The organism is Mesorhizobium sp. P171375 (assembly GCF_057786075.1).
The window spans coordinates 6,374,006-6,389,699 of the sequence record NZ_JBYNWF010000001.1 but is presented as its reverse complement, the minus strand read 5'-3'; the positions used below and the strand labels follow the sequence as shown (position 1 = coordinate 6,389,699).

At 64.2% G+C, this 15,694-nt stretch carries 15 protein-coding genes; all 15 read right to left on the bottom strand.

All coding sequences use genetic code 11. From position 1 onward, the window contains the following. Window positions 1-134: 134 nt before the first annotated feature. Window positions 135-1,778: an MFS transporter gene (locus ACYHH6_RS31150; protein ID WP_352586305.1), complete on the bottom strand. Its 1,644-nt coding sequence runs from the start codon at window positions 1,776-1,778 to the stop codon at window positions 135-137. A gap of 222 nt (window positions 1,779-2,000) precedes the next feature. After that, window positions 2,001-3,869, bottom strand: coding sequence for an asparagine synthase (glutamine-hydrolyzing) (gene asnB, locus ACYHH6_RS31145; protein WP_352586306.1), 1,869 nt, complete (start codon window positions 3,867-3,869; stop codon window positions 2,001-2,003). Window positions 3,870-3,939: 70 nt separating this feature from the next. Continuing rightward, window positions 3,940-4,206 (bottom strand): flagellar biosynthesis protein FliQ, encoded by a 267-nt coding sequence (gene fliQ, locus ACYHH6_RS31140; protein WP_127853917.1) that lies wholly within the window; start codon window positions 4,204-4,206, stop codon window positions 3,940-3,942. A gap of 25 nt (window positions 4,207-4,231) precedes the next feature. Continuing rightward, complete coding sequence (gene flgD / locus ACYHH6_RS31135) at window positions 4,232-4,639, bottom strand: flagellar hook assembly protein FlgD (RefSeq protein ID WP_352586307.1); 408 nt, start codon at window positions 4,637-4,639, stop codon at window positions 4,232-4,234. Further along, on the bottom strand, window positions 4,639-5,082 hold the full coding sequence (gene flbT / locus ACYHH6_RS31130; protein ID WP_352586308.1) for a flagellar biosynthesis repressor FlbT: 444 nt from the start codon (window positions 5,080-5,082) through the stop codon (window positions 4,639-4,641). Before flbT ends, flgD begins: the two co-directional genes overlap by 1 nt. Further along, window positions 5,079-5,426, bottom strand: coding sequence for a flagellar biosynthesis regulator FlaF (gene flaF / locus ACYHH6_RS31125; protein WP_192254454.1), 348 nt, complete (start codon window positions 5,424-5,426; stop codon window positions 5,079-5,081). Before flaF ends, flbT begins: the two co-directional genes overlap by 4 nt. A 30-nt stretch (window positions 5,427-5,456) precedes the next feature. After that, window positions 5,457-6,500 carry a flagellar hook-associated family protein gene (locus ACYHH6_RS31120; RefSeq protein ID WP_192254452.1) on the bottom strand — a complete coding sequence of 348 codons (1,044 nt, stop codon included), beginning with the start codon at window positions 6,498-6,500 and terminating at the stop codon, window positions 5,457-5,459. 3 nt (window positions 6,501-6,503) lie between these two features. Continuing rightward, window positions 6,504-7,958, bottom strand: a complete 1,455-nt coding sequence (flgK, locus tag ACYHH6_RS31115; protein ID WP_352586309.1) for a flagellar hook-associated protein FlgK — start codon at window positions 7,956-7,958, stop codon at window positions 6,504-6,506. Between the two features lie 176 nt (window positions 7,959-8,134). Further along, on the bottom strand, window positions 8,135-9,388 hold the full coding sequence (locus ACYHH6_RS31110) for a flagellar hook protein FlgE (RefSeq protein ID WP_352586310.1): 1,254 nt from the start codon (window positions 9,386-9,388) through the stop codon (window positions 8,135-8,137). Window positions 9,389-9,467: 79 nt separating this feature from the next. Next, the gene (locus ACYHH6_RS31105) at window positions 9,468-10,136 is read right to left on the bottom strand and encodes a response regulator transcription factor (protein WP_112559323.1); all 669 of its coding nucleotides are present in this window, start codon (window positions 10,134-10,136) and stop codon (window positions 9,468-9,470) included. 222 nt (window positions 10,137-10,358) lie between these two features. Next, window positions 10,359-10,946, bottom strand: coding sequence for a transglycosylase SLT domain-containing protein (locus ACYHH6_RS31100; RefSeq protein WP_435053324.1), 588 nt, complete (start codon window positions 10,944-10,946; stop codon window positions 10,359-10,361). Continuing rightward, window positions 10,879-12,276 carry a flagellar hook-length control protein FliK gene (gene fliK / locus ACYHH6_RS31095; protein WP_352586312.1) on the bottom strand — a complete coding sequence of 466 codons (1,398 nt, stop codon included), beginning with the start codon at window positions 12,274-12,276 and terminating at the stop codon, window positions 10,879-10,881. The genes ACYHH6_RS31100 and fliK overlap by 68 nt, the downstream gene beginning before the upstream one ends. Continuing rightward, a complete protein-coding gene (locus ACYHH6_RS31090; protein WP_352586313.1) occupies window positions 12,273-13,700 on the bottom strand; it encodes a chemotaxis protein MotC in 1,428 nt (475 codons plus the stop codon). Before ACYHH6_RS31090 ends, fliK begins: the two co-directional genes overlap by 4 nt. Beyond that, complete coding sequence (locus ACYHH6_RS31085) at window positions 13,697-15,052, bottom strand: MotB family protein (protein WP_352586314.1); 1,356 nt, start codon at window positions 15,050-15,052, stop codon at window positions 13,697-13,699. The genes ACYHH6_RS31090 and ACYHH6_RS31085 overlap by 4 nt, the downstream gene beginning before the upstream one ends. A 13-nt stretch (window positions 15,053-15,065) precedes the next feature. Continuing rightward, window positions 15,066-15,692, bottom strand: coding sequence for a hypothetical protein (locus ACYHH6_RS31080; protein ID WP_352586315.1), 627 nt, complete (start codon window positions 15,690-15,692; stop codon window positions 15,066-15,068). Window positions 15,693-15,694 lie beyond the last annotated feature (2 nt).

The window sequence follows — 15,694 nt, the reverse complement described above, 5'->3', positions numbered from 1 at the left end:
TGCGCGAAGTGGTCCGGGCGACCTGCTAGTTCTGCCGCAAGGCTGGAAGGGCGAGTGGCGGATACGCGAGACCACACGCAAGCTCTACATGATCCAGAGCGTGGGCTGAGGGGCGTCGCCCGGTTCAAACGAAATCAGTGGTCGATCGGGCCCTTTGGCGAGACCAGCGCGGTGCCGGCGGTCGTCGGGCGCTCGATCAGGCGGCGCACGCGCGGCGGTTCGTCGCCGCTGTGCAGCGCCCGCACCCGCTCGGTGACGACGGCGTCGGCATGGGTGGCGCGCCGGTTGTGGCGGATATATTCCAGCCAGGTCGGCGTGTGGTAGTGCTCGATCCAGACTGCGGGATTTTCGAGGTCGCGCGCCAGCGTCCAGTTGCGGGCGCCGTCGCGGCGGCGGATGCGGCCGCGCTCGGCCATGGTGGCGAGGAATTCGGGCACGTCCTCGTCGCGAATGACATACTCGATCATGATGGCGATCGGGCCGCTGCGTGGCTTGAGGTCGAGGCCGAGATGCGGCTCCTTGAAGCGGTTGAGCGGGTCGAGGTTGAGCGCGGTCTGCTGCGGCAAGGGCAGGAGCAGGCCGATGGCGCCGCCGACGAGCATTGCGATGCTTGCTGCAATGAGCGCGGTTTCGGCGCCATGCGCATCGGCAACGACACCCCAGATCCAGCTGCCCAGCGCGATGCCGCCGAAGGTCGCCGTCTGGTAGACCGACAGCACCCGGCCGACGACCCAGCGCGGCGTCGACATCTGCACGGTGACGTTGAAGTGCGACAGGGCGATCACCCAACAGGCGCCGCCAATGAGGAGGCCCGCTGATGTCTGCCAGGCATTGTGGCTGATTGCGGCGTTGAGGGCGCAGAAGGCGAAGCCGGCGAAGGCCATGCGCACCATCGTCTCGCTGGACAGCAATTGCCGCAGACGCACGCTGATCAGCGCACCGCCGACGGCGCCGATGCCGAAGGCGCCGAGCATGATGCCGTAGGTCAAGGCATCGCCCTTGACGACGTCGCGCGCCACCAGCGGCAGCAGCGCCAGAACCGCGCCGGCGCTGAAGCCGAAGGCGGAGCCCCTGACCAGCACCTTGCCGATGTTGGGCGACATGGCGACATAGCGCAGGCCGGCGCCCATGGCCGCACCCAGCGTCTCGCGCGGCAGCGTCGAGACCGGCAGCTCCGGTTTCCAGCGGAAGAGCACGACGATGAGGCCGATATAGCTCAGCGCATTGGCGGCAAAGGCAGCGGCCGCACCGGCGGCGGCAACGATGATGCCGCCGATCGCCGGACCGACGCTGCGGGTCAGGTTGAAGCCGAGGGAATTCAGCGCAACAGCCGCCGGCAGCTTGTTGCGCGGCACCATGTCGCCGACCGATGCCTGCCAGGACGGATTGTTGAGCGCCGTGCCGCTGTCGATCAGGAAGGTGAAGGCAAGCAGCGTCCACGGCGTCATCCAGCCGTTCCAGGTGAACAGCGTTAGAAGTGCAGAGACGACCAGCATGAAGACCTGGGCGATCAGCATCACCTTGCGCCGGTTGAAGCTGTCGGCAATGGCGCCGGCGACGAGCGCAAACAGCATGATCGGCAGAGTGGTCGAGGCCTGGACCAGCGCCACCTGATAGGGCGAGGTGGCGATGGTGGTCATCATCCAGGCGGCGCCGACGCCCTGGATCAGGCCACCGAAATTCGACACCAGGCTGGCCGACCAGAGGGCGCGAAAAATACCATGCCGGAACGGCGCCAGCGCCGAGACGCGTTCGCTGTCCGGCTCGTCATCGATCATCAGACCTGTCCCACCTTCATGCGCTGGTTTCGTCCGCCGGGACGACAATCATGGCATCCGTTTGAAATAGAGCACGACATCCAAAAGGGCGAACGCCCCTTCGAAAAAGATCATGGTCCAACAACAGGGTAGCAAGGCGAAAATACGTCAGCCGGCAAGGGTTCGCTGCCCAGGGCGATGTTCTCGTTGGTCCACCGCGCCGGGGGATCGGCCAGGGCGAAGTCAGCTTCTGTCGCGGGCGGCGGCATGCAGAGCTTCGGTCAGCGTACCCGTCGTCTCGCCGCCGGCGTGAAGGCGCAGGAAAAGCTCCATGCCGACAAGCCGCAGCCTGGAAGGTTCCTCGCGCCGCGCGAACTGGATCATGTCCTCCACGCTGGCGGTGGGCCACTTCATGGCATCGCGCAGGAAACCGCCGCGCAGCAAAGTCTCGGTGCCGGCCGAAAATTCGGACGATATCTCGAAGCCGATCTTGCGCGCCTGGACGTTCTGGCGCGGAATATGCTTTTGCGCGACCTTCCGCAAAAGCCATTTTCCTGTTTTGTCGCGGTATTTATGCCGCCTCGGCAAATGTATCGCGAAATCGATCAGCCGGTTCGCCAGGAACGGGACCCGCAGCTCCACGGACGCCGCCATGCTCAGCCGGTCGTGCCGGTGCAGGATGTCCTGCAGATGTGAATAGAGGTCATAGAGGCAATGTCCGAGGAAGGCACGATCGGCGGGCGGCGCTACCGGCTGCAAGCGGTCGAAAATCTCGGTCTGGAGGAAGTTCAGCTCCGGCGACAGGGCGCGCAGGACCATTTTGCGCTCCATTTGTGAGTGGCTTCCAGCCGAGACCTTGTAGGGCGCACGGCGCTGATGCTCGAATCTTCGGTCGAGCGAGCGCTTCGAATGCAACAGACGCCGGGGCCACGACCAGGGACGCCACATCTTCAGGCTCAAGGCCTGTAGTGGGTAACCGCCAAACAATTCGTCAGCGCCTTCACCGGTCAGCAACACCTTGACGCCGTCCACCCGGCATTGTTCGGCAAGCGCCAGCAGCCCGACATGGCTGGCGTGCCAGCCATCGCTTTCCAGATGCCAGATTACCCTTGGCCAAAGGTCGAAAAAACGGTCCCTGTCGACTGGCACCCGGCGCAAGGGCACACCGACATGGCGGCCGGTGCGCTCGGCGTCTTCGGCCTCGCTGCGGCCGAGCTGCGGGTCGACGACATAACCATGGACCTCTGGCCTGAACCGCCTTGCCAGCGCCGTTATCAGGCCGGAATCGACGCCGCTGCTGCAGGCCGTGGCGACGCCGGTATCGGCGATGCAGTGAAGCTCGACGCTGTCCTTGAGCAGCGCCTCGAGCGTCGCCATGTGCTCAGCGTCAGAGGACACGTCGCCAGTGATGCGCGCGGTCTCCAGCACGTCCAGCACATGCCAGAAGCGGCGCTTTTCGATACCGCCGTCGGTGATCTTCCACAGGCCGGCGGGCGGCAAGCGCTCGATGCGGTCGAACAGGCTGTAGCTGGAATCGCGGCTCTGCCAGGCCAGCCGCAAGGTCATCTCGCGGCTGTCGATGTCGCGCGGAAAACCATCGCAAGTGAGGATCGCCTTGTCCTCGGAGGCAAACAGGAATCGATCCGGCATGTCGGCCACCGACATCGGCTTGATGCCGAGACGGTCACGAGCAAGCCACAGCGCACTGTTGCGGGCGTCGAAATAGGCGAAGGAAAACATGCCGTCGAACAGCGGCACGGCCTTTTCGGGACCCCAGTGATGCAGGGCTTCGAGGACCACTTCGGCATCGCTGATGGTTCGAAAGATCAGGCCTTGCGCCTGCAGTGTTTCGCGCAGCGAGCGGTAGTTGTAGACCTCGCCATTGTAGACGAGGACGCCCTGGCCGGATGCGGTCAGCATCGGTTCGCGGGCGGCGGGCGAGGGGTCGATGATGGTCAGCCGGCGATGGCCGAGGGCCAGCCGGTTGTTGCTCCAGCTGTCGTGATCATCGGGGCCGCGATGCACCAGCGCCTGCATCATGCGGATGACATCCGACAGGTCGTTGGCGTCGATCGGGTTTCGCTTGCGCCAGACGCCGGCTATTCCGCACATGGCATGCCGGTCGATGTTGCCTGGGTCATGACTCGCAATTTAGCGGGAACGAGGCAGGCCGCAAGCGTGCCTAGAATCCGTTTTCGATGCGCTCGAAGATGACGTTGGTGAAGGCCGAAATCTGGCTGCCGATGAACGGGCCGGTCAGCGCCACGACCAGCATGATGGCGACGATCTTGGGCACAAAGGTCAGGGTGATTTCCTGAATCTGGGTCAGGGCCTGGATCAGCGCGATGCCGATGCCGACCGCCATGGCGACCAGCACAACCGGCGCGGAAGCGGTGAGCACCGTCCACACCGCGTACTGGACGATGTCGAGTGCGTCGGCCTCGTTCATGTGAGCGCGCCTCTACGGAACCGGTCTAGCTGGCCGGCTTTATCGAAACGCCCGCGCCGACCGGCACTTCGGTGCCGTTCTGCAGCACTGCGATCAGGCCGTTGCTGGCAAGCTTGACGGAGGCGACGACGCCCGTCGTCTTGCCGTCGGCGGAGGTGATCGAGCGGCCGATCAGGGCGTCCGCCTGCGACAGCGCCGAAGACTGCATGATCTGATCGAGCTTGGTGTTGGTCTGCACCGATTGCTCGACCTGCGAGAAGGTGGCCAACTGGGCGACATACTGCGTCGAATCCATCGGCTTCGTCGGATCCTGGTTCTTCATCTCGGCGATCAGCAGCTTCAGGAACGACTGGTAGTCGACCGCTGTCTTCGACGTCTGCTGGGTGCCCTGGTTGGCGCCCATCGGTACTGTCGTCGTCATGTCCACATTCATCAGTATTGTGCTCCCACGGCCAGCGGGCGTTGCGCGCCCTGAACATCGTCATTGCCGCCAAGCGCGCGGCGTTCGAGCGGATAAAGCGCACGGATCGCCTTCAGCGCTTCATAGATATGGTCTTCGCCGACCATGCGGTCGATCTGCTTCAGCGCGCCGTTGATCTGCTCGTCCTCGAAGCTTGCCAAAAGCAGAGGCAGCGAGCGGCGAAACATTGCGCGTGCCTCGATGGCGCCGGCCGGGTTCATCAGCATGACCTGCAGGATGAAGTAGAGCTGCTTCAGCGGTGTCGAGGCCTCTTCGGCCTGGATGACATGGTTCTCGAGCAGGAACTGGACATCGTTCATCAGCTCGACCGTGACCTTGCGGTCGACGCGGATGACGGCGCCGTTGATGTAGATCTTCTCGTTCGGCTTCAGCGATATCTTCAGCGTGTTGGTCATTGAATGCCGTCCCGGATGATCTGGGACACTTCGATCAGGCCTTCGAAATTGTCGGTACGGCCCTGGCGGATGTCCTCCGCCTCGCGCAGCAGCCACAGGCCGATGGAGATGAGGTTGGCGCGCAGTTCCTTGGGCAGGACATTGTCGCTGGAGCCGAGATCCTCGACGAAGGTGGTCCAGACCCGGTTGGTGAAGTGCAGCGCCTCGACCGCTTCCATCGAAGTGTGGCCGACCGCCGCCGCCGCCGACAGCATTTCGATCGAGCGGGTCAAAAGCTGCCGCTCGCGATCCTTGGCGTCGGTGACGGAGTCGGTCTGGATGTCGGCGTAGGAGAATTGGTACATCGTTTGGCTCTACCGTTGCGGTTGAGATTGTCAGGTCAGGTAGTTCAGCAGGCTCATCTGCTGCAGGCGCGCAGTCAGCGCGAAGGACGTTTCAATATGCTGCGTCAGATCCGCGACGCGGGTGGCGGCCTCGGCCGGATCGACGCCTTCCAGATCGAGGATATGCCGTTCGAAGAGATCGACCTGCGTCTTCATGCGATCGCTGGCGTCGGACACACGTTTTTCGGCAAGGCCGGTCTCGGCTTGCAACTGGCCGAGCCCGCCGAGCGCCTCGCCGACCATCGCCTGGGCGCGGCCGACAACGGTGGTCTTCGCGGCCTGGCTGATGTTGCCGGAGAGCAGGCTTGTGACCATGGCGGAAGCCATGGCGAGTTTGCGGATGCTGTCGTCATTGGCGCTGGCCGAGGTCTGCGTGGTTTCGCCGAGCGAAATGCGGCTGACGATCTGCTGGTCGGTGGCATTCGACCAGTTGGCCTGCCAACCCGCGCCCATGAACTGCGGCACGACATTGGTGGTGATGAAGCTGTCCATCTGGGCGGCGGTGATGTTGGCGGCGAGCGGATCGTTCTGCGTGAAGCCGAAATAGGACGAGAAGGAAGCGTCGAACGCAGCCTTGGCCGGTGAGCCGGTGGCGGTGAAGTCGTCGATCGGCTTGACGTCGGTGTTGGTGCCGGCAAACAGATATTCGCCGTTGACGCTGGCGTTGAGGATCGAGGTCATCTGCTGCACGGCGGCCTTGCCGGCTTGCTGTGTGATGGTGCTCGAGGAATTGCCGGCGGCGGTCAACGCGGTCAGCAAATTCTGTGCCGTGTCGGAAAGCTGGCCAAGCGCATCCTGCGTCGAGGAAAGCCGGGCGGTGACCAGCGAATTGGAATCGATGATGACGTTCAGCCGGTCGAGATCACGCGAGAAGGTCACCGCCTGCGAGGTGCGCGCGCCAAGCGCCAGACCGACATCGGCGACTGTGCCTGTCGTCGATTCCTTGGTGGCTTTGACCAGTTCGGCCTGCATTCGCATCTGCTGATAGCGCGCGGCGTTGGAGAGGGCGGCTGAGGAGACGGATGTGGCTTTCATGGCTTATCCCACGGCATCGAGCAGAGACGACAGCATGTCGTCGACGGTTTTCATCATGCGCGCCGAGGCCTGATAGGTGTGTTCGAGGTCGAGCAGCAGCGACATCTCCTGGTCGACATTGACGCCGGTGTCGTTGGACAGCGCCTCGGCGGTGCGCGATGCCAGCGCTTCCTTGGCATCGGCGTTGGTCGAGGCCTGCTGGCGCTGGCCTTCGAACCAGCCAATGGCATTGGCGGCGTAGTCGGACACGCTGGAGGTGACGGTGATGCCGGCCGAAGGGTCGAAAGGCATCGGCTTGTCGAGCTTGTCGCCATAGCCGATCAAAAGCTGCGAATAGGAGGCATTGCCGTCGGTGTTGGCGATATAGGCGGCGCCATTGGCGCCGCCGTCGCGCAACAGAACCGGATTGCCGCCGACGCTCGGATCCATTGCGGCGTTGACTTTGATCGAGCCGGCAAGGCCGTCGATCAGCGTGCCGGCGGCTGGAATGGCGGGCGCGCCAGACCAGGTGAACAGGCCGGTTCGGTCGGGCTGCGAAGGTGCTGTCTCGGCAAAGGCGGTGATGAGGCCGCGCGCGACCTCGTCGAGCTGGCTCTGCATGGTCGCGGCGACGCCGTCACGCAAGGTGATCAACCCGGCCAGCTTGCCGTCGGCGCTGGCGTTGCCGCCGGTGCCGGCGCGGACCGGCACATTGTCGATATAGATGGTGTTGCCGGGCGTGCCGGCGGTGTAGCCCGCCGACGGCGTGAAGCTGACCGAGCGCGGAATGGTCTCGAACAGCGTCGTGCCGTCCTTGGTGGTGATGACCATGTCGTTGTCGCCGCGCGTGAAGGTCGACACCGGTACATAGTCGGCGATCTTCTTCAAAAGGGCGTCGCGCTGGTCGAGCGCGTCGGACGCGTCCGTGCCCGAACGGGTTGCGGAGATGACCGCCTTGTTGGCGTCCTGGAATTGGCTGAGCAGCGATTTGAGATCGTCGACGGCCGTCGATATCTCGCCATCGGCCTGGGTGCGGAAATCCTGGATCGCGTCGGTGCCGTCGTTCAGCGCGCGCACTACCTGCTGGGCCGCGTCGATGACGCTGGAACCGAGGTTCTGGTTGGATGGCGTGGAGGCGTAAAGCTGCAGCGCGTTCTGCAGATTGCCGATCGCGGTCGAGGCAGAGGAGGCGTTGTCGACGCCGTTGACGGCAACGGCGAGGCGGTCAATGCCGCTATAAAGCGTGCTCTGGCCGCTCCAGGCCGATTGCGCGCTGAGGTTCTGGCGAAACAGCAGGGCGTTGGCGGCGCGCTGGATCTCCACGGAGCGGGCGCCGGGCGCGGCGCTGATAACGACCGCCGTGCGGCGGGCGTAGTCGGGATTGCTAGCGTCGGCAATATTACGGGAAAGGACGCTGGTCTGCTTCGATGTGGTCTGAAGCGACTGCTGGGCTATGGTCAATGCGGAAGTCAGCGACATGCGGGTCTTTCACGAGGCCAGTGAGAGGGGGATGACGTTTCTGCCCTGTCGGCGGCGTCAGCATTCGGAAACCTCCAATCCCAAACCACACCAGCCGGTTTGCCGGTGTGGCCTTGAATTCGAAATCCGCGCACCGCGCCGCTCCGGTTTGGGTTCATCCCACTAGCGCCCGTCGTTTATCTCTTCAGGTTGACAAGGACGTCCATGAGGTCGGAACCGGTCTGGAATACTTTCGAGTTTGCGGTGTAGCTGCGCTGCGCCGCGATCATGTTGGTCAGTTCCTCGGCGATATCGACGTTGGAGTTTTCGAGCGCGCCGGAGATGATGCTGCCGAGCTTGCCTTCATTGGCAAAGCCGATGCGCACGGTGCCGGAGTCGGTGGATTGCGCATAGACATTGCCAGGCAGTGCGGTGAGGTTGTCGGCGCTCTGGACGTCGGCCAACGGGATCTTGAACAGCGGCTTGGTCGAACCGTCCTGATACTGGGCGTAGATGACGCCGTCCTCGCCGATCTGAATCTTTTCGATCGTGCTGGGAGCGTTGCCGTTGACCTTCGCTTCGGAGACGGTGAAGCCGGTGCCGAGCTGGGTCAGCTTGGACAGATCGAGATCGAGCGACGCACCGCCCGGTACGGGTATCGTAATTGAGTCGACGGCGCCGGTGAGCTTGCCGGTGGTGGTGTCGAAGGTCAGATTGGCCGAAGCCAGCGCGCCGCCCGTATAGGGGAAGGATGTGCCGGGCGTAGCCTTGGATTGGTCGAACACCGAAACCGACCAGGTGCCGGTGCCGGTGTTGGTGAAATAGACGTCGAGCAGCTTTTTGTTGCCGAGATTGTCGTAGGTGACGATCGAAGATTTCGACGTGTACTCTGCCGTCGCGCTGTTGGTGGACGGCAGCGGACCGGCGGGCGGGGTGGCGCCCGCGGGCAGATTGGCGTTGAAGTTGCCCGAGGTGCTAGGCGTCGCCGTCATTTCCTGATCGGAAATCTCGACAGGAACCAGGCCTTCGAAACCGTTGGCGGTGGCGGCAGGTGTGCCGTTGGCGTAGCTGTAGGCCATCAACTGGTAGCCGGCGGCGTTGACCAGCCTGCCCTGGGCGTCGGGAACGAAAGCGCCGGCGCGGGTGAGGAAAGGCGTTCCGCTTGGGTCCTGGACGACGAAGAAACCGTTGCCGTTGACCGCCAGGTCGGAGACCGAGGTTGTGTACTGAAGCACGCCTTGGGCGCTGATGGCCGAGCGGATGGTGGTGTTGACGCCGCCAGAATTATAGGCGCCACCGACCTGCGGCATGATCAGCGTCGAAAACTCGGCCGAGGATCGCTTGTAGCCGGTGGTGTCGGAATTGGCGATGTTGTCGGCTGTCGTCGACAGGCGATTGGCCTGTGCGTTCATCCCGGAAACGCCGGTCCGCATCATTCCGTAAAGGCTCATCGAAACGTCTCCTCAATGCCCATGTCTGTGGTCGCGAGGGTATAATTTCTGTCTTGCGTGAAGCTGGCGCAGACCGCCATCAGAACACCAGCCGGTAGCCGAGGAAGCGCTTGGAATCGATCGGGTCCTGGCCGAGCTTCTCGCGCAGCTTCTTGCGCAATTTGCTGATGTGGCTCTCGACCACGTTCTCCTCGACCTCTTCGTCGAAGATGCCGTAGATGGCGTTGAAGACCTGGGTCTTGGTGACACGGCGTCCGCGGTTGCTCGCCAGATATTCGAGGATGCGGCGTTCGCGGCGCGGCAGTGGCAGCGGCTGGCCATCGATCTCGGGATCGCGGCCGTCCATGAAGATGCGCATGGCGCCAATCTCGGTGTAGCTGACGTCCTCATGGGCGCGGCGGCGGATGGCGGTGATGCGGGCCAGGATCTCTCTGATATGAACCGGCTTGCGGATGACGTCGTCGACGCCGCTCTCGAACAGCCGCAGCGTATTTTCAAGCGAGTGCTGTTCGCTGAGCGCGATGACCGGAGCGCCGGTGCGGTCGCGGATCTGGCGTGGCGAGATGGCGCCTTCGCGGCAGTCGCCGATGAGGAAGGCGCGGACCGACTTCAAATCGGTGTCGGCAGCCGATGTCACCCACTCGCCGAATTCGCCAGGTGCGAAGCCCGCACAGGCGACCCCCTCGCGATCGAAAAGGGAGTTATACCCCTCAGTTACGAGCTCACGCTCGTCAACGATTACAATCATCGGCCCCGCCTCCGAATCAGATCATCTGCCCCGTGGGAAGAGGCGTAACCGGTGGCGGGAATCCTGAACAACCATCATTTCTTGTAGCTATTTTCTTGGGAGTTATTTCGGGTTTCGAAATAACAGCAGTCACGAATTTGTATCGTTGGCCGCCGATGCCGGGACGTGCCGGGGCACCGGCAGGGGTCGCGGCTTGCGCACATCTGCGAAAGGCGGATGCATCTATGGGTTGCAGAAGGCGCGAGCGTTCGGCGTCCATTTGCCGAAGCCGGTGGCGACCATGTTGGCTATGACGCGGCAGACATAGTATTTCTGCGCGGGATCATTGTCAGGGCCGGCGTGGTAGCGGGCGACGGCCATCGACCAACTGACATGACGGGCATGCAGGCTGGCCAGGAAGCGCGCCGCGTAGTCGACATTCTGGCGCGGGTCGAGCATGTCGTCGACGCTGCGAAAATGCGATGCGTGATAGTGATGGTTGATCTGCATGCAGCCGAGGTCGATGAGCGTCTTGCCCTCGCGCCGAGCCGCTTCGAAGGCCACCAAGGCCTCGGCGCGGCTCCTTGGAAAAACAGCTTTTCCTTCTATATTCAAGGCATTAGGCTGAAGACTGCCCTTCTTGCCGGTCTCGGTAAGCCCGACGGCATAGAGGATGCCGGCCGGCACGCCATAGCGATCGGCGGCGCGCAGGATCTCGGGCTCGCAAGGGTTGGTGGCGGCGTTGGCCGATCCAGTGCCGAGGCTAGATAAACATATCGTCGCCAGCACGCTCGCGAACAGGCGCTGCAGGGCGACCGAATTCCTGTGCATCGTCATTGCGGTTTCTTCCCGACTGCTGGCCGCCCGAACCCGCATTGTTGCCGCTCGAGTTCCCGGGCTGAAAGGCTGACTGATCGCGGCCTTGCGGCATCGCCTGAGAGCTTGCTGCATCACTGCGCGCCGGAGCGTGGACTGCTATCGAGGGTTGCAGAATGGTGACCTTGTCGACATCGAAGCCGAGCCCGCGCAACGACTTCACTATAGCGTCGCTATCGGTGGTGAGGCGGCGGTAAGCCTCGTGGGTTTCGGGCTTCAATTCTATCGAAAGCTGTTCCCCGGCGAGCCTGAGACTGGCGGTGACCATGCCGAGTTCGGCCGGGTGAAGCTCGATCTTCAATATATGTGTCGGAACAGCAACAGAACCGGCCGTCTGGGCGGTCGTCGACGGCGTCGAAACCGCTTGCCGCAGGCCGTTGTCCGAAGCGAGAGCGTCGATCAGAGCCGACGTCGTCTGGTTCATCGGGCTTTGCGCCGGCGGCGGGAAACTCTGCTCGGCGACAATGTCGACGCGCCCGGCGGACGGCGCCTGTTTTTCGGATGTGGACGTAGCGGCGGAATGGGCTCCATCGACGGCCTTCGTCGACGGCGCAGACCGTTTTGCGGCGGGCGCGGAACTCTCGTTTGCCGTCTGGTCCGCCGGCAGAAGAGGTGTCGCGCCATCTTGGTTTGGCAGCTTGCCTGACTGGGGTTCGATCATGGCCAGCTTTTGCCGCTGGTCCTGTGCGGAAACGTCAGCGCCGCCCTTGGCCCGTTCGGGCCGCGGCGGTGTGTCGAGGCTGTTGTCGGGGCCGGATGCCGCGCGGAATTTCTTCAACGACAGAGGCGGCGTCTGCGCAGAAACGGTCTCGCCGTCGAGCACCGGTTGCTCAGTCTGTTGATTCGTAGCAGGCCCGTTTCCGCTCGCTCTGGCCGCCGAGAAACGGCTGATATCATGCAACGCTATCAGCAATGGCAGATGGTCCTGCAGCGGTGCCGAGCCTGCCTCTTGTCCATCCGCCTCAGCGTCAGCGGATGTCTTGTCCGGACCGCTGTCGACATGGTCCTTTGTGGCTTTCCCGACAACCGGTTTGGAGGCAGGCTTGCCCGTCTCTGCGTGCGCAGTCTCGCCCTTGACGGGATCGGCCGCGCTGCGCCGGGTCCAGCGTGGCTCGTGCGGCGCGGCCTCGGTTGCTCCCTGGCCTTTCTGCGTCGGCGCATTGTCGTCGCCGCGCACGAGCTCACCGAAGCTCTTGTCGTCGCCCTTGACGTTCGGCGCCGACTGCTTCGATCCGGCGTGCACGGGCGCAAATCCCGGCAGGGCCTGGCCAACATTGGTGGTCATTTCGGGGCTGCTCCAAGCATCTGGTCGATCAAATCGAGCTGGCGACGCGTCTTGGCCATGGCGGCGTCGGTGGGATCGGCGGGCTCGGCGCCGGCTGCAGGCGCCGATGCCGGCACGACAGGCGCTGCATCGCTGGTGGTGGCGACAGAAGGCGCTTGCGGCGCCTTTGTCTGAGGCGTGCTCTGTGCCTGCGCGGCTGGCTCGCCTGGCGCCTTCGGCTGGTCGGTTGCGGCCGGTCCGCCCGATGCGCCAGCTGCTGGCTGCTCCGGCATTGCGCCTTCGACCGGCGGTAGTTCGGGCTCATCGGGGTTGGTCGCGGCCGCGGTCTTGACCGGCTCCTGTTTGGCCGCGGCAGGCGCGGGCTTGTCGACGGGCAGCGGCGCCGGCGGCGCGATCACTTCGCCGGCCACGGCCTGCGCGGCGGCGAGCAGGTCGCGGTCGCTTTGCGAAAGCTGGCTGCGATCGATCTTGTCGAGCTTGGCGCGGACCTCGTCGATGGTGCCCGACGTCACCGTGGACAGGCTGGAATAGAGCTGGGCGCGCGGGTCGTCCTGATTGTGGATGCCGTCGCGGCCCTGTTCGGCCCTGGCCGAGGCAAAGGCGGAGAGGTCGGCGAGGCCGTCGATCGCGGCACGGCGGGCAATGCGCAGGTAGATCACTTTCTCGCGCTCGGGATCCATCATTGCGGTGATGTCGGCGAGCTTGTCCTGGCTGATCGCCATATGGAGCGTGATGACGCCGGACACGAAGGCATCGGCAAACTGGCTGGCATAGGGCGAATAGAGATAGTCCTCGACATACTGCGTCGAGGCGAGCGCGAAGCGCGCGCCATCGCCTTGCGCGGCGGCGATACCGACCGAGCGGCGCAGCGCTGCTTCCCCGACCAGCGTGCCGGGGCTGAGCAGGCGGGCATCGTCGAGCAGCGCAAGTGCTGCGGCCGGTTGCTCGGTGGCGAGCAGTGAGCCTTTGACCAGCGCCAGGAAGGCGCCGAGATCGGCGGGCAGCATCATCGGATCGATCGGCTTCAGCGCCTCGATCGCGGCCGCCGGGCGGCCGTTCAGATAATCGATAATGCCCTTGGCGATGGCCAGGCTTTGTGGGTCGGTCTTGGCGCGCGACATCGCCACCTCGACGGTGACGGGGTTGCCGCCGCTCATGCCATAGACCAGCAAGGCGCGAAAATTCTTCGGGTCGCTGAAGTCCTGCGCTTCCGCCGCGCGAAGCCTTGTGTCGGTCATTTCGAGCAGCTTGGCCTGCATCGGCAGCGCGGCGTGGTCGCCGGCGGCGATGCGGTCCTGCACCAGCTGCAGCGAGCGCACCAGCTGATAGGGCTGCAAGCCGTCCTCGGCAAAAGCTGCGGGCGAATGGACAGCGCTCAGCAGCAGCAGGCCGATGGCGCGGCCGATGATGGCTGAGCGCCTCATCCGTCGGTCGCCATCAGGATCTCGATGCGGCGGTTGGCGGCAGCCATCGGGTCGGCCGCAATTTTCGGCTCACGGTCGGCGAAACCGGCGACCTCGGTGATGCGGCGCTCGTCGACGCCGCCGCGCACCAGCATGTAATAGGCGGAATGGGCGCGCGCCGTGGACAGCCGCCAGTTGTCGTAAGTGTCGCTGCGGAACGGCCGCGCATCGGTGTGGCCGTTGATGCTGATCGTGCCTTTCTGTTCGTTGACGATGCGGCCGATCTTTTCCATCGCCAGCACCAGTTCACGCCTCGGCACCGCCGATCCGATCTCGAACATGCCGAAATCGAATTGGTCGGTGATCGAGATGACGACGCCTTTGTCGGTGGCCTCAACGGAGACGCCGTCGTGCAATTTGTCGCCTGGCTTGAAGGCCTCGGCCAGTTCCTGCTTGACCTGTGCCGCGGCCTTGACGGCGGCGGCACTCGGCGCCTTTTCCGCGGCTTCGGGCTTGGGTGCGGTTTGTGCGGCGGCTTCGGCCTTTGCCTCCTCCGCCTTTTCGGCTTCAGCCTTGGCCTCTGCTTTGGCTTCCGCCTTTGCTTCTGCCTTGGTCAGCGGCTTGTCGGGTGCAGGCTTTGCCAGCGGCTCGAGCGGGGCCGCGGTCACTGGCGGCGCCGGCGGCACGGCCTTCACTTCAGCCACTTGCGTCTGTGCGGCCTTGTCGCCGGGCTTGAGCGGATCGCCGTCGATCTTGCTGCGTTCGGCGGTGGCTTCGGCACCGGGTGCCGCCACCTGCTGCGACCAGAAATCCGGTGCGAACGGGTCGCGGTAGGATTGGCCGCCCGATGCGCCGGTGGCCGGGCCGGACGCCTGCGCGCCGCCATCGCCCTTCTCGCTGACATTCTGCATGACGCCGGTATCGGTGGCGATTTCCGACAGCACCGCATAGGGATCGGCAAACAGATGCTCGTCGGAAAGATCGGTCTTTGGCGCCGATTCCTTTGGCTGCTTCTTATTCGAGGTGCCGGCGCCGCCGATGCCGTCCTGTCCGGCCTTGCTGGTCTTGTCCTTCGGATCGTCAGCCGTCAGCCCGACCTTGCTCGGGCCATCGCCGAGGTCTTCGAGGCCCTTGCGGCTGGCGTTGCGGTCGACCAGCTTGACCGGGTTGAAATAGCTGGCGACGGCGGCCTTGGTCTGCTCGTTGGCGGCATTGATCAGCCACATGACGAGGAAGAAGCACATCATGGCGGTCATGAAATCGGCAAAGGCGATCTTCCAGACGCCGCCATGATGGGCGTCGTCATGGTCGTCGTGATTGCGCCGCACGATGATGATTTCGTGCCTGGGCTCAGTGGCGTCGGCAACGCTCATGACAAGTCCCCGTTCATGAGAAGGCCTCGGACAAGGCAGCAGACCATTCGGCGATACGGGTCTCGAACACCGCCTCGTCAATGGCAACGGTGAGGTCGAAGCCGGGCGCCTCGACGAAGTCGAGGTTGGCTGCGCGTGGGCCAAGCGAAGCCTTCAGCGTCTCGAATAGCGACAGCGGTCCGCGCACGGCGATGCGCACCGCTTCGCTGTCGCCGACGGCTTCGCGGATCGTGCCCGCAAGGGCTTCCAGCGAGCGCTTCTGCAGATCGTCGCTGACGATGCCGCCAATGATGCGGGCAACGGTGGCGCCGACAAGTTCGCTGACCTTTGCCTCCATGGCGTCGATACGGGCAGTGACGGCGGCGCCAAGGTCACCGCCGAAGCCTTCCAGGAAAACCCTCGCTTCGTCGGCGCTTGCCTGACGCTCCGCTTCGAGCGCGGCCTGATGAGCCACGGCAAGGCGCGCCTCAAGGGCCGCTTCGGCATCGATGACCGCTTCGGCGATCAGCGCGCCAATGTCGGCCTGCGGCGCCGGCGTCTCCGGCTTTGGCTCGGCCTTGGTCGCGAGCGGCGGCTGGCCGGCGCGCGGGCTGCGTGCGCCGAAATCCGGCAAAAGGTCGAAAAGCGCTGCCGAAGCCATGG

Excerpts from the sequence above, each read along its gene's own strand:
- ACYHH6_RS31150 (WP_352586305.1), bottom strand. The coding sequence starts at position 1,778 with ATGATCGATGACGAGCCGGACAGCGAACGCGTCTCGGCGCTGGCGCCG.
- asnB (WP_352586306.1), bottom strand. The coding sequence starts at position 3,869 with ATGTGCGGAATAGCCGGCGTCTGGCGCAAGCGAAACCCGATCGACGCC.
- fliQ (WP_127853917.1), bottom strand. The coding sequence starts at position 4,206 with ATGAACGAGGCCGACGCACTCGACATCGTCCAGTACGCGGTGTGGACG.
- flgD (WP_352586307.1), bottom strand. The coding sequence starts at position 4,639 with ATGAATGTGGACATGACGACGACAGTACCGATGGGCGCCAACCAGGGC.
- flbT (WP_352586308.1), bottom strand. The coding sequence starts at position 5,082 with ATGACCAACACGCTGAAGATATCGCTGAAGCCGAACGAGAAGATCTAC.
- flaF (WP_192254454.1), bottom strand. The coding sequence starts at position 5,426 with ATGTACCAATTCTCCTACGCCGACATCCAGACCGACTCCGTCACCGAC.
- ACYHH6_RS31120 (WP_192254452.1), bottom strand. The coding sequence starts at position 6,500 with ATGAAAGCCACATCCGTCTCCTCAGCCGCCCTCTCCAACGCCGCGCGC.
- flgK (WP_352586309.1), bottom strand. The coding sequence starts at position 7,958 with ATGTCGCTGACTTCCGCATTGACCATAGCCCAGCAGTCGCTTCAGACC.
- ACYHH6_RS31110 (WP_352586310.1), bottom strand. The coding sequence starts at position 9,388 with ATGAGCCTTTACGGAATGATGCGGACCGGCGTTTCCGGGATGAACGCA.
- ACYHH6_RS31105 (WP_112559323.1), bottom strand. The coding sequence starts at position 10,136 with ATGATTGTAATCGTTGACGAGCGTGAGCTCGTAACTGAGGGGTATAAC.
- ACYHH6_RS31100 (WP_435053324.1), bottom strand. The coding sequence starts at position 10,946 with ATGCACAGGAATTCGGTCGCCCTGCAGCGCCTGTTCGCGAGCGTGCTG.
- fliK (WP_352586312.1), bottom strand. The coding sequence starts at position 12,276 with ATGACCACCAATGTTGGCCAGGCCCTGCCGGGATTTGCGCCCGTGCAC.
- ACYHH6_RS31090 (WP_352586313.1), bottom strand. The coding sequence starts at position 13,700 with ATGAGGCGCTCAGCCATCATCGGCCGCGCCATCGGCCTGCTGCTGCTG.
- ACYHH6_RS31085 (WP_352586314.1), bottom strand. The coding sequence starts at position 15,052 with ATGAGCGTTGCCGACGCCACTGAGCCCAGGCACGAAATCATCATCGTG.
- ACYHH6_RS31080 (WP_352586315.1), bottom strand. The coding sequence starts at position 15,692 with ATGGCTTCGGCAGCGCTTTTCGACCTTTTGCCGGATTTCGGCGCACGC.